The organism is Photobacterium sp. GSS17, from assembly GCF_028621875.1.
GTDB lineage: Bacteria > Pseudomonadota > Gammaproteobacteria > Enterobacterales > Vibrionaceae > Photobacterium > Photobacterium ganghwense.
In genome coordinates this window covers 20,736-34,091 of record NZ_CP117517.1, presented here as the reverse complement: position 1 = coordinate 34,091, position 13,356 = coordinate 20,736, and the positions used below count along the sequence as shown (strand labels likewise).

At 53.1% G+C, this 13,356-nt stretch carries 5 protein-coding genes, 6 tRNA genes and 4 rRNA genes; all 15 read right to left on the bottom strand.

Translation table 11 applies throughout. From position 1 onward, the window contains the following. Position 1 precedes the first annotated feature (1 nt). The 15 genes from PGW97_RS00160 to PGW97_RS00090 all read right to left on the bottom strand — a co-directional run bounded on the left by PGW97_RS00160 (position 2) and on the right by PGW97_RS00090 (position 13,158). Positions 2–77, bottom strand: a tRNA-Ala gene (locus tag PGW97_RS00160). A 40-nt stretch (positions 78–117) separates the two neighbouring features. Next, a tRNA-Ile gene (locus PGW97_RS00155) sits at positions 118–194 on the bottom strand. Between the two features lie 70 nt (positions 195–264). Continuing rightward, a 16S ribosomal RNA gene (locus tag PGW97_RS00150) occupies positions 265–1,816 on the bottom strand. Between the two features lie 344 nt (positions 1,817–2,160). Continuing rightward, positions 2,161–2,276, bottom strand: a 5S ribosomal RNA gene (gene rrf, locus PGW97_RS00145). A 116-nt stretch (positions 2,277–2,392) separates the two neighbouring features. Next, positions 2,393–5,284, bottom strand: a 23S ribosomal RNA gene (locus PGW97_RS00140). 263 nt (positions 5,285–5,547) lie between these two features. Then, positions 5,548–5,623: transfer RNA gene (locus tag PGW97_RS00135), tRNA-Ala, on the bottom strand. A 38-nt stretch (positions 5,624–5,661) separates the two neighbouring features. Continuing rightward, positions 5,662–5,737, bottom strand: a tRNA-Val gene (locus PGW97_RS00130). Between the two features lie 30 nt (positions 5,738–5,767). Beyond that, a tRNA-Lys gene (locus PGW97_RS00125) sits at positions 5,768–5,843 on the bottom strand. Position 5,844: 1 nt separating this feature from the next. Beyond that, a tRNA-Glu gene (locus PGW97_RS00120) sits at positions 5,845–5,920 on the bottom strand. A 91-nt stretch (positions 5,921–6,011) separates the two neighbouring features. Further along, a 16S ribosomal RNA gene (locus tag PGW97_RS00115) occupies positions 6,012–7,563 on the bottom strand. Together the 16S, 23S and 5S rRNA genes with 6 tRNA genes alongside form the textbook arrangement of a ribosomal RNA operon. Before the next feature lie 303 nt (positions 7,564–7,866). Continuing rightward, positions 7,867–8,391, bottom strand: coding sequence for a menaquinone-dependent protoporphyrinogen IX dehydrogenase (hemG, locus tag PGW97_RS00110; RefSeq protein ID WP_273858079.1), 525 nt, complete (start codon positions 8,389–8,391; stop codon positions 7,867–7,869). A 31-nt stretch (positions 8,392–8,422) separates the two neighbouring features. After that, positions 8,423–9,880: a TrkH family potassium uptake protein gene (locus tag PGW97_RS00105; RefSeq protein ID WP_273858077.1), complete on the bottom strand. Its 1,458-nt coding sequence runs from the start codon at positions 9,878–9,880 to the stop codon at positions 8,423–8,425. A gap of 41 nt (positions 9,881–9,921) precedes the next feature. Beyond that, on the bottom strand, positions 9,922–10,554 hold the full coding sequence (locus tag PGW97_RS00100; RefSeq protein ID WP_047887527.1) for a YigZ family protein: 633 nt from the start codon (positions 10,552–10,554) through the stop codon (positions 9,922–9,924). 223 nt (positions 10,555–10,777) lie between these two features. Further along, on the bottom strand, positions 10,778–11,266 hold the full coding sequence (locus tag PGW97_RS00095; protein WP_273858075.1) for a hypothetical protein: 489 nt from the start codon (positions 11,264–11,266) through the stop codon (positions 10,778–10,780). After that, positions 11,263–13,158, bottom strand: a complete 1,896-nt coding sequence (locus tag PGW97_RS00090) for a S8 family peptidase (protein ID WP_273858072.1) — start codon at positions 13,156–13,158, stop codon at positions 11,263–11,265. Before PGW97_RS00090 ends, PGW97_RS00095 begins: the two co-directional genes overlap by 4 nt. Positions 13,159–13,356 lie beyond the last annotated feature (198 nt).

Below are 13,356 nucleotides of genomic sequence, written 5' to 3'. Positions count from 1 at the left end.
GTGGTGGAGCTAAGCAGGATCGAACTGCTGACCTCCTGCGTGCAAGGCAGGCGCTCTCCCAGCTGAGCTATAGCCCCAACGTTTCCGATGCCTCACCAGCTTCCTTTGGGCAGGAAGTGGTGGGTCTGAGTGGACTTGAACCACCGACCTCACCCTTATCAGGGGTGCGCTCTAACCACCTGAGCTACAGACCCAGCATCGTTTCGCTCTTCACATTTTAACCAAGCAATCTGTGTGGACACTACGCAAAGCGCAGTCTTTAGGTAAGGAGGTGATCCAGCCCCAGGTTCCCCTAGGGCTACCTTGTTACGACTTCACCCCAGTCATGAACCACACCGTGGTAAACGCCCTCCCGAAGGTTAAGCTATCTACTTCTGGTGCAGCCCACTCCCATGGTGTGACGGGCGGTGTGTACAAGGCCCGGGAACGTATTCACCGTGGCATTCTGATCCACGATTACTAGCGATTCCGACTTCATGGAGTCGAGTTGCAGACTCCAATCCGGACTACGACATACTTTGTGGGATTCGCTCCACCTCGCGGTCTTGCTGCCCTCTGTATATGCCATTGTAGCACGTGTGTAGCCCTACTCGTAAGGGCCATGATGACTTGACGTCGTCCCCACCTTCCTCCGGTTTATCACCGGCAGTCTCCCTGGAGTTCCCACCCGAAGTGCTGGCAAACAAGGATAAGGGTTGCGCTCGTTGCGGGACTTAACCCAACATTTCACAACACGAGCTGACGACAGCCATGCAGCACCTGTCTCAGAGTTCCCGAAGGCACCAAAGCATCTCTGCTAAGTTCTCTGGATGTCAAGAGTAGGTAAGGTTCTTCGCGTTGCATCGAATTAAACCACATGCTCCACCGCTTGTGCGGGCCCCCGTCAATTCATTTGAGTTTTAATCTTGCGACCGTACTCCCCAGGCGGTCTACTTAACGCGTTAGCTCCGAAAGCCAGTGTTCAAGACACCAACCTCCAAGTAGACATCGTTTACGGCGTGGACTACCAGGGTATCTAATCCTGTTTGCTCCCCACGCTTTCGCATCTGAGCGTCAGTCTTTGTCCAGGGGGCCGCCTTCGCCACCGGTATTCCTTCAGATCTCTACGCATTTCACCGCTACACCTGAAATTCTACCCCCCTCTACAAGACTCTAGCCTGCCAGTTCCAAATGCGATTCCGAGGTTGAGCCCCGGGCTTTCACATCTGGCTTAACAAGCCGCCTGCATGCGCTTTACGCCCAGTAATTCCGATTAACGCTCGCACCCTCCGTATTACCGCGGCTGCTGGCACGGAGTTAGCCGGTGCTTCTTCTGCAGCTAACGTCAAACAATACCGCTATTAACGATACCGCCTTCCTCACTGCTGAAAGTGCTTTACAACCCGAAGGCCTTCTTCACACACGCGGCATGGCTGCATCAGGGTTTCCCCCATTGTGCAATATTCCCCACTGCTGCCTCCCGTAGGAGTCTGGACCGTGTCTCAGTTCCAGTGTGGCTGATCATCCTCTCAGACCAGCTAGGGATCGTCGCCTAGGTGAGCCGTTACCCCACCTACTAGCTAATCCCACCTGGGCCAATCTTAGCGCGAGAGGCCCGAAGGTCCCCCTCTTTGCTCCGTAGAGATTATGCGGTATTAGCCATCGTTTCCAATGGTTATCCCCCACACTAAGGCATGTTCCCAGGCATTACTCACCCGTCCGCCGCTCGCCGCCCAACAAATCCCCCGAAGGGTCAATGTTGTCGCTGCCGCTCGACTTGCATGTGTTAGGCCTGCCGCCAGCGTTCAATCTGAGCCATGATCAAACTCTTCAATTAAAGTTTTGGCTCGATGAATACTGAATTAAATTGACTGTGCCAAAATAACCGAAGCTATTTTGAATTGGTCACTCAGTTCATCGATAAATCTTTTTGACTATCAGTTCACGAGTGCCCACACAGATTGCATGGTCAAATTGTTAAAGAACGTTGACTTTCAATGCGTTAGCGCGGAGCGCTTCAGCAAGTCAGGAGGCGTATAATACGCTTCCCAGCGTTTAAGTCAAGGTAAAATTCTCTACTTTTTCAGTCAGTAAAAAACCTTAGCGTGACTCCGCTCACTGATTCACCAGTTGGAGCGAAAGAAAAGCCCGTTGTGACCCAACGGGCTTTCTGGAATAGGTGCCTGGCGATGTCCTACTCTCACATGGGGAGGCCCCACACTACCATCGGCGCTGCTGCGTTTCACGTCTGAGTTCGGCATGGGATCAGGTGGGTCCACAGCGCTATGGTCGCCAGGCAAATTCTTTGATTCACCGCCCGCAGGCCGTAAATCACAATCTTGGAAAAAACTGACTAAAGTTCAAGCACATCATTCAAGTGCTCATGGAGTCCGTAAAACCCCTTGGGTGTTGTATGGTTAAGCCGCACGGGCAATTAGTACAGGTTAGCTCAACGCCTCACAGCGCTTACACACCCTGCCTATCAACGTTCTAGTCTCGAACAACCCTTCAGAGAGCTTAAAGCTCTGGGGATGACTCATCTTGAGGCTCGCTTCCCGCTTAGATGCTTTCAGCGGTTATCGATTCCGAACTTAGCTACCGGGCAATGCGTCTGGCGACACAACCCGAACACCAGAGGTTCGTCCACTCCGGTCCTCTCGTACTAGGAGCAGCCCCTCTCAATCATCCAACGCCCACGGCAGATAGGGACCGAACTGTCTCACGACGTTCTAAACCCAGCTCGCGTACCACTTTAAATGGCGAACAGCCATACCCTTGGGACCGACTTCAGCCCCAGGATGTGATGAGCCGACATCGAGGTGCCAAACACCGCCGTCGATATGAACTCTTGGGCGGTATCAGCCTGTTATCCCCGGAGTACCTTTTATCCGTTGAGCGATGGCCCTTCCATTCAGAACCACCGGATCACTATGACCTGCTTTCGCACCTGCTCGAACCGTCATTCTCGCAGTCAAGCGGGCTTATGCCATTGCACTAACCTCACGATGTCCGACCGTGATTAGCCCACCTTCGTGCTCCTCCGTTACGCTTTGGGAGGAGACCGCCCCAGTCAAACTACCCACCAGGCACTGTCCGCACCCCCGATAAGGGGGCGACGTTAGAACATCAACACTACAAGGGTGGTATTTCAAGGACGGCTCCACAGATACTGGCGTACCTGCTTCGAAGCCTCCCACCTATCCTACACATGTAGGGTCAATGTTCAGTGCCAAGCTGTAGTAAAGGTTCACGGGGTCTTTCCGTCTAGCCGCGGGTACGCAGCATCTTCACTGCGATTTCAATTTCACTGAGTCTCGGGTGGAGACAGCGTGGCCATCATTACGCCATTCGTGCAGGTCGGAACTTACCCGACAAGGAATTTCGCTACCTTAGGACCGTTATAGTTACGGCCGCCGTTTACCGGGGCTTCGATCAAGAGCTTCTCCCTAAGGATAACCCCATCAATTAACCTTCCGGCACCGGGCAGGCGTCACACCGTATACGTCATCTTTCGATTTTGCACAGTGCTGTGTTTTTAATAAACAGTTGCAGCCACCTGGTATCTGCGACTGCCAGCAGCTCCAAGAGCAAGTCTCTTCACCGCCGGCAGCGTACCTTCTCCCGAAGTTACGGTACCATTTTGCCTAGTTCCTTCACCCGAGTTCTCTCAAGCGCCTTGGTATTCTCTACCCGACCACCTGTGTCGGTTTGGGGTACGATTTCTTGCTATCTGAAGCTTAGAGGCTTTTCCCGGAAGCATGGCATCAATGACTTCAGCACCGTGGTGCCTCGACATCGGGTCTCAGCCTTGAGATGGTCCGGATTTGCCTAAACCATCAGCCTACACCCTTGAACCTGGACAACCGTCGCCAGGCCCACCTAGCCTTCTCCGTCCCCCCATCGCAATAGCAAGAAGTACGGGAATATTAACCCGTTTCCCATCGACTACGCCTTTCGGCCTCGCCTTAGGGGTCGACTCACCCTGCCCCGATTAACGTTGGACAGGAACCCTTGGTCTTCCGGCGAGGAGGTTTTTCACCCCCTTTATCGTTACTCATGTCAGCATTCGCACTTCTGATACCTCCAGCGCCCCTTACAGGACACCTTCAGCGGCTTACAGAACGCTCCCCTACCCAATACGCTAATGCGCATTGCCGCAGCTTCGGTGTATCGCTTAGCCCCGTTAAATCTTCCGCGCAGGCCGACTCGACCAGTGAGCTATTACGCTTTCTTTAAATGATGGCTGCTTCTAAGCCAACATCCTGGCTGTCTGAGCCTTCCCACATCGTTTCCCACTTAGCGATAACTTTGGGACCTTAGCTGGCGGTCTGGGTTGTTTCCCTCTCCACGACGGACGTTAGCACCCGCCGTGTGTCTCCCGGATAGTACTTACTGGTATTCGGAGTTTGCAAAGGGTTGGTAAGTCGGGATGACCCCCTAGCCTTAACAGTGCTCTACCCCCAGTAGTATTCGTCCGAGGCGCTACCTAAATAGCTTTCGGGGAGAACCAGCTATCTCCGAGTTTGATTGGCCTTTCACCCCTAGCCACAAGTCATCCGCTAATTTTTCAACATTAGTCGGTTCGGTCCTCCAGTGCGTGTTACCGCACCTTCAACCTGCCCATGGCTAGATCACTCGGTTTCGGGTCTAATCCCAGCAACTGCACGCCCAGTTAAGACTCGGTTTCCCTACGGCTCCCCTATACGGTTAACCTTGCTACTGAAATTAAGTCGCTGACCCATTATACAAAAGGTACGCAGTCACAGGACAAAGCCTGCTCCTACTGCTTGTACGTACACGGTTTCAGGTTCTATTTCACTCCCCTCACAGGGGTTCTTTTCGCCTTTCCCTCACGGTACTGGTTCACTATCGGTCAGTCAGGAGTATTTAGCCTTGGAGGATGGTCCCCCCATCTTCAGACAAGATAACACGTGTCCCGTCCTACTCGTTTTCACGCCAAATGTGTTGTCGGCTACGGGGCTGTCACCCTGTATCGCTGAGCTTTCCAGCTCATTCGCCTGACACCTAAAGCGCTTAAGGGCTAATCCGGTTTCGCTCGCCGCTACTGCCGGAATCTCGGTTGATTTCTCTTCCTCGGGGTACTTAGATGTTTCAGTTCCCCCGGTTCGCCTCATCAAGCTATGTATTCACTTGATGATAACTGCTTATGCAGCTGGGTTTCCCCATTCGGAAATCGTAGACTCAAGTGGCTCTTACTGCCTCATCTACGCTTATCGCAAGTTAGTACGTCCTTCATCGCCTCTGACTGCCCAGGCATCCACCGTGTACGCTTAGTCACTTAACCATACAACCCCAAGAGGTTTTGTATGTTCAAACAACCAAGGTTTTTCCATCTGAGTTAAGATGGTTAGTTTGTTTTGCCGGACTCTTCTTACACAAGACACTTGAATGTGTATTGCTTGAGAACTCGTTTCTCTTTCGAGAAACAATAATTTCGATTCGTATGAATCGAATTACTAGTCAGCTTTCCAGATTGTTAAAGAGCATGTGTTGTTATCCCGAAGGAATAGACACTTTCTAACAACACTCGTAAGTGTGTTTAGAGAGTGGTGGAGCTAGGCGGGATCGAACCGCCGACCTCTTGCATGCCATGCAAGCGCTCTCCCAGCTGAGCTATAGCCCCTCTATATTTCAGTCTTTCTAAACTTTCTAAAGAAAGAATGGTGGGCGATACCGGGCTCGAACCAGTGACCCCCTCCTTGTAAGGGAGGTGCTCTCCCAACTGAGCTAATCGCCCTCCGATGTTTTACATCTTCCGAGGAGAAGATGGTGGGTCGTGCAGGATTCGAACCTGCGACCAATTGATTAAAAGTCAACTGCTCTACCAACTGAGCTAACGACCCGTGGCGTCCCATAGGGGAGTCGAACCCCTGTTACCGCCGTGAAAGGGCGGTGTCCTAGGCCTCTAGACGAATGGGACCTTTTGTTTCGGGTTTGGGTACCCGAACACATGTTCTCTACATTTCGACCAAGCAATCTGTGTGGACACTACGCAAAGCGCAGTCTTTAGGTAAGGAGGTGATCCAGCCCCAGGTTCCCCTAGGGCTACCTTGTTACGACTTCACCCCAGTCATGAACCACACCGTGGTAAACGCCCTCCCGAAGGTTAAGCTATCTACTTCTGGTGCAGCCCACTCCCATGGTGTGACGGGCGGTGTGTACAAGGCCCGGGAACGTATTCACCGTGGCATTCTGATCCACGATTACTAGCGATTCCGACTTCATGGAGTCGAGTTGCAGACTCCAATCCGGACTACGACATACTTTGTGGGATTCGCTCCACCTCGCGGTCTTGCTGCCCTCTGTATATGCCATTGTAGCACGTGTGTAGCCCTACTCGTAAGGGCCATGATGACTTGACGTCGTCCCCACCTTCCTCCGGTTTATCACCGGCAGTCTCCCTGGAGTTCCCACCCGAAGTGCTGGCAAACAAGGATAAGGGTTGCGCTCGTTGCGGGACTTAACCCAACATTTCACAACACGAGCTGACGACAGCCATGCAGCACCTGTCTCAGAGTTCCCGAAGGCACCAAAGCATCTCTGCTAAGTTCTCTGGATGTCAAGAGTAGGTAAGGTTCTTCGCGTTGCATCGAATTAAACCACATGCTCCACCGCTTGTGCGGGCCCCCGTCAATTCATTTGAGTTTTAATCTTGCGACCGTACTCCCCAGGCGGTCTACTTAACGCGTTAGCTCCGAAAGCCAGTGTTCAAGACACCAACCTCCAAGTAGACATCGTTTACGGCGTGGACTACCAGGGTATCTAATCCTGTTTGCTCCCCACGCTTTCGCATCTGAGCGTCAGTCTTTGTCCAGGGGGCCGCCTTCGCCACCGGTATTCCTTCAGATCTCTACGCATTTCACCGCTACACCTGAAATTCTACCCCCCTCTACAAGACTCTAGCCTGCCAGTTCCAAATGCGATTCCGAGGTTGAGCCCCGGGCTTTCACATCTGGCTTAACAAGCCGCCTGCATGCGCTTTACGCCCAGTAATTCCGATTAACGCTCGCACCCTCCGTATTACCGCGGCTGCTGGCACGGAGTTAGCCGGTGCTTCTTCTGCAGCTAACGTCAAACAATACCGCTATTAACGATACCGCCTTCCTCACTGCTGAAAGTGCTTTACAACCCGAAGGCCTTCTTCACACACGCGGCATGGCTGCATCAGGGTTTCCCCCATTGTGCAATATTCCCCACTGCTGCCTCCCGTAGGAGTCTGGACCGTGTCTCAGTTCCAGTGTGGCTGATCATCCTCTCAGACCAGCTAGGGATCGTCGCCTAGGTGAGCCGTTACCCCACCTACTAGCTAATCCCACCTGGGCCAATCTTAGCGCGAGAGGCCCGAAGGTCCCCCTCTTTGCTCCGTAGAGATTATGCGGTATTAGCCATCGTTTCCAATGGTTATCCCCCACACTAAGGCATGTTCCCAGGCATTACTCACCCGTCCGCCGCTCGCCGCCCAACAAATCCCCCGAAGGGTCAATGTTGTCGCTGCCGCTCGACTTGCATGTGTTAGGCCTGCCGCCAGCGTTCAATCTGAGCCATGATCAAACTCTTCAATTAAAGTTTTGGCTCGATGAATACTGAATTAAATTGACTGTGCCAAAATAACCGAAGTCATTTTGAATTGGTCACTCAGTTCATCGATAAATCTTTTTGACTATCAGTTCACGAGTGCCCACACAGATTGCATGGTCAAATTGTTAAAGAACTTTTCTTTCACGTCGCTGGCTTATCTCGCCGCGCTCCGTGTCAGTGAGGTCGCATTATAGAGAGTTCGATCGGCTTGGCAAGGGCTTTTTTTGAAAAAAAATGCCCTACCGAAGCGTTCGCACAAAAAACACGCAAAACCACTAGGAGAGCGTATTACAGCGCCTTGAACTGACCTGCAAAAGCCGCGACTTTTTGCCAATCAGTATATTCAACCTCTTTCGAGGTATCGGTCTCTCCCCCCGTCAGACGCATGATGAACTGAATCATGACCCGATCGAACCACTTGTAGCGCGGATAACGCAAAGCACCGGCAAACACGCCCATCAGTTCAGGCCGCCAGGCGGATTTTTGTAGGAACTTCTTTATATAGACGCTGGTTTCCGGCGTATTCTTGCCTTCTTTACGTGCCGTCAGGTTCACGCAGAAAAAGCCGACTTTGTGTTGCACCAGTGCTGACTGATGCTTGGCAATAAACTGATACAGCGCTTTATTAAGATGACCATAGCGGATCGAGGCGCCAATCAGCGCTCGGTCATACCGGGAAAATTCAACGTCAGGTAGCTGGTTTAAATCCACCAGCTCACACTGATACCCCTCGCCCAGCGAAGCTTCAATGTGACGCATGATTTTGATGGTTTGCCCATCACTGCTGGAATGAAGCAGTAATACTTTTTCCACCTTTCCTCCTTACTACCCCTGCTATCAGTGATTAGTTACGCCAAAACGTCGGCGTAAACAGCACCAGTAACGTAAAGACTTCAAGACGACCAAACAACATGGCCACAATCAACACCCACTTTGCGGTGTCGTTCACTTCCCCGAAATGCACCGCGACTTCGCCCAGCCCCGGCCCGAGATTATTCAGCGTTGCTGCCACAGCCGAGAATGCCGTTAGCTCATCCATGCCAGTCGCAATCAGGGCCAGCATACAAATGACAAAGACCAGCGCATAAGCCGAGAAAAATCCCCATACCGCATCGACAACTCGCTGTGGCAATGCCTTGTTCCCGACTTTGATGGTGTATACCGCGCGTGGGTGCACCAGGCGCTTCAGCTCTCGAATCCCCTGCAGCAATAACAGCAGCATACGAATCACTTTAATGCCCCCTCCGGTCGAACCGGCACAGCCTCCGACGAAGGAGGAAAACAAGAGCAACACCGGCAGGAACAGTGGCCACTCGGAGAAACCGGTTGTGGTAAAACCGGCTGTCGTTGAGATGGACACGGTCTGGAATAGCGCCTGATCAAAAGCATCAAAGTACGACTCATACGAATGATGCTTTAACAGCATGGAATAACAGATCGCCAGCAGGATCAGCTGCGAAACCAGAAAGGCCCGAAACTCCGGATCCCGCACGTAGGCACGCAGATTTATCCCGCCATGAGCAAATGCGGCAAAGTGCAGCGAGAAGTTACAGGCCGATATCAACAGAAACACCACGGTGATCATATTGATGGTGGAACTGTTAAAGTAGCCCATGCTGGCATCGTGAGTGGAAAATCCACCAATCGCAATGGTCGAGAAGCTATGAGAGATTGCATCAAAGACTGACATTCCCGCCAGCCAGAATGCCACGGCACAGGTGACCGTTAACGTCAGGTAGATATACCAGAGCGTTTTGGCGGTTTCAGCGATTCGAGGAGTCATCTTGCTGTCTTTGACCGGCCCCGGAATTTCCGCCCGGTAAAGCTGCATGCCCCCGATCCCCAGTACCGGCAAGATGGCCACTGCCAGGACGATGATCCCCATACCACCGAACCATTGCAGCAGCTGACGGTAAAACAGGATGGCTTTAGGCAGATGGTCTAACCCGACAATTACCGTTGCCCCGGTCGTGGTCAGGGCCGAAAAAGATTCAAAAAAAGAATCGGTCACGGATAGGTCCGGGGTTTTGGACAAGATAAAAGGCACCGCCCCGGCGCTGCCGATAACGGTCCAGAACAACACGACGATCAGGAAACCATCCCGGGCTTTTAATTCCCGGCGATAACGGCGGTTAGGCAGCCACAGCAGAGCCCCACCAGCCAGCAGTAAGAAGAAAGTGACGACAAAGGGAAAACCGGCCCCATCGCGGTAAATAAGGGCAACAATGGCCGGTGCCAGCATGGTGACACTGAATAATGCGAGCAGCAGCCCGACAATCCTAATAATAGAGCGAAATTGCATGGCCTGGTTCGGCTCTCATCTATGCTATTGATAAACAGGGTTTACGGGGCTTCAGCCGAGCGCGGGCTGGCTTCAACCTGACCGCCACTGCGGTTGGTCAGCTTGGCACAAAAGGTGTCAACCTGACGCCGATCCAGCACTATAGTGAGGGTCACCCCATCGGCATAGACCGCATCAATTTGCTGCGCATCGTACTCTGCCATCAGGGTTTCCACCAATGACAACTGATTATACGCGCAGCTTACTGTTAATTCTGAAGTTATTATCTTTTCTTTGGTTTGCAGCACAGTTAGCGCTTGCTGCACACCGCCGCCATACGCTTTGACCAGACCACCGGTCCCCAACCGAATCCCCCCGTAGTAACGGGTGACCACAGCCGTGATCTCTCCCACACCGGAACCGGTCAGCTGGGCCAGAATCGGTTTACCGGCAGTCCCTGAGGGCTCGCCATCATCACTGAAGCCCCACTTCATGGAATCTTCCGGCCGACCAGCGACAAACGCCCAGCAGTTATGACGGGCATCATGGTGCTTTTCCTTTATCTGCTGGACAAAGGCTTTAGCCGCTTCAACCGTAGGCGTGTGCGCCAGATAGGTAATAAAGCGGCTTTTTTTGATTTCTTCCTCAAACACTACCCCCTGGGCCGGAATGAGATAGGGCTGTGATGCTGTCATGCTTCTGCCATGCTGCTCATCAAATTACGTGAACCACACAGAATAACACATCCTGCCCACGGCCTCGCCAACCAGATTACGGCTCCCTGCTCACAACTTGTGACTTTTTCCCCTGACGCGACCTACACTGAGAGCACAAACGGCAATGCCAGCAACAACCCAGATAACAAAAGGGAGGCTTACGCCTCCCTTTGCTGCTTTGGCCCAGTTAAACTTCGACCGATTATTGCGGGCGATTACGCTGCCCTACCAGCTCCAGTTTTGCCTGGCTGACACGGGGATCGCGCTCCAGCTCCGCCAGCAGAGGGAGCAAATCCCCCCCCGCCGCGGCTTTAAACAACACAATGTCTGTCCCGGCGAACACCACTTCCAGCTGATTATCCGCCGCAAATTGCTGCGCGCTGACACCCGGCGCGAGACGGACAAAAATTCCCCCGCTGACCTCTACCGGCCCCAGGGTTGACCCATCCGCCAGCAATCGATCCCCGACAAACAGACCCTCGCTCACTGTCGGAGCGGCACGAAGCATGCCAGGAGCCGCAGCCGTCGGCGCCAGTTTGGTGTAGCGCTTACCGTTCATTTCCACTTCGCCCGCAGCATGCAAACTCGCCTGCGCGTCAGCCGGTAACGGGGGAAGCTGTTCAGCCATTACAGAACCGGCACCCATCACCAGTGCCGCCAGCAGTCCGAACTGCCAATGCAATTTCTTCATTGTTTTTTCCCCTTATTGCCCTTGTGACCGAAGAAACGAATATCCCATGCCTTCAGCACCCCATCGGCACTGTTATTCGGGAAACTGATTGGGAAGGCGTTCGACGGATCAAAATACGCCACCCAGCTACTGCTGTCCTGGCTGGTATCCCGTACCACCAGCTGCCAGTTGCCTTTCGCTTTCTCACCGTAGAAATGGTGGGTCAGCAGCAGCTGCTGCTCAAACCCGGTAATTGATTTGTCCAGCGACTGGCTTACCAGACCGGTACGTGGTGACAATAGGACACTGCGGGTACCGGACGGCGAGACCAGCTCGATCGCCAGATCATTCAGGCGCTCATGATCAAGATCCAGTTTGACCTGGACGCTCTCGACCACAAAGTTCTTGCGCTGATTAAACGTACTGGTCACCCCGTCAATCTTCGCATCCGGAATGACGGCATCTGCCTGAGTCGTTGCCCAGTCAGTAATCTGCAATGGCGGTAAATGCTTGCGGTAGTGCATCGCCATCATTACAGCCGCATCAATGTTGACCCGGCCAAAGCCATAAAAATTATGGAAATCGTATCCGGCCGCATTGGTTTGCCAGCCCGGTATCGCGTCATAGGTGGCTACATCTCCCGATGTCTGGGTAAAACTGAGCGAAACCCCCGAGTTGGCCGGATCGGTTTTGGTCGCTGTCGACGCCAGGATATGGCGGATGTCCCGCCAGCTCAGCGCCGGATTGGCCGACATGATCAACGCGACCGCACCCGATGTATTCGGTGCCGCAGATGACGTCCCGTTCATGGTGCCCATAAAGTCACAGTTCGGGTCAAGCTCATGGCCACCGTGCAAGCCGTTACTGGTATCACCAGTGACATTGCTGCCGGCTTCACAGCCCGACAAGTCGGTGGTAATCATGGCTGGTTTTTCATCACCGTATTCCCCACCCGGGGCAGAAACGAAGACGTTGGCTCCCACACTGCTGTAGGAAGACAAACCGCCGTCGGCATTGAGGGCCGAAACGACCAGGTTCCAGTAGTTGGCATTGGTCGGCGTCAGGTTACTGTCCTGCATCGGCAGCCCGGCATTAGCCGGACCGACCCGGGATTTATCGAAAAAGTCACCCGGTAGAACATAAGCACCGCCCAGCCCCTCGCCAATCCAGCCATAGAAATAACGGTAGCTGTTACCGGCCGACTTCACGAATATACTGCCGCGCCCCTGATGGGCATCGCGGGTCACCTGCTCATACACTTGCTCTTCGAGGGCAAACTCAGGGTCCGTCAAATCATAAGCAATGGGGAAAATGGTGGAATAGCCGTAACTCTGGTTGAATACCCGGGTGTCTTGGGTATTGGCGGCCGCCCCGTGTGACATCAGCCATCCTTCCTGAGACTGGTTTTTCAGCCAGTTAAACCCTTTCAGTCCGGCCCGGGGAGCCACTCCTCGGCCCCCGATCGCATTCCAGCCCACCGCTGCCGTCAAACCGGCTACTGCAGTACCGTGATTGTCGGACGGATCTTCCGGGCTGGGATCGTTGTCATTGTTCACCACATCCCAGGAGCCGGGACGAATATTGGCAGCCAGATCCGGATGGTGGATCTCCAAGCCGTCATCAATAACAGCGACATTCACCCCGACACCATGAATCCCCAGCAGATGAGTCAGCCACAGGTTCATGTCCTGACCGGGTGTCCCGGCGGTCTTAGCAAAAGCATTCTGGCCGGTATTGCGTAAATGCCACTGCTGACTGAACAACGGGTCACCGGGCGGTAAATCGGGTACCCAGCTGAAATCCATATCCGGCACCCATACCGGTTCAGGCTTCTTCATCATGGCTGCTTGCCCTGTCACCGGCAATAATGCCGCCGCCAGCGCCACAGACAAAAATGTCCGCTTATTCTTCATATCTATCGATCCTTCGATGGAATAAATCCGCAGCCCCGTGCTACGAATATCTCATTTACGATCGATACTTTTCAGCCTGCCAGTCTTCATCTTTCAGCTTTAGAGCTTTCTCCCAAAACCATCTAATTGACTGAAAAACAGAATAAATAACCTTCCAAAAAAGCAATATTTTGCATTTACATACCCTATCCCCCTTGG

What these genes read in the sequence shown, in the direction of transcription:
- PGW97_RS00105 (WP_273858077.1), bottom strand. Translation starts at nt 9,880, where the DNA reads ATGCAATTTCGCTCTATTATTAGGATTGTCGGGCTGCTGCTCGCATTA.
- PGW97_RS00100 (WP_047887527.1), bottom strand. Translation starts at nt 10,554, where the DNA reads ATGACAGCATCACAGCCCTATCTCATTCCGGCCCAGGGGGTAGTGTTT.
- PGW97_RS00095 (WP_273858075.1), bottom strand. Translation starts at nt 11,266, where the DNA reads ATGAAGAAATTGCATTGGCAGTTCGGACTGCTGGCGGCACTGGTGATG.
- PGW97_RS00090 (WP_273858072.1), bottom strand. Translation starts at nt 13,158, where the DNA reads ATGAAGAATAAGCGGACATTTTTGTCTGTGGCGCTGGCGGCGGCATTA.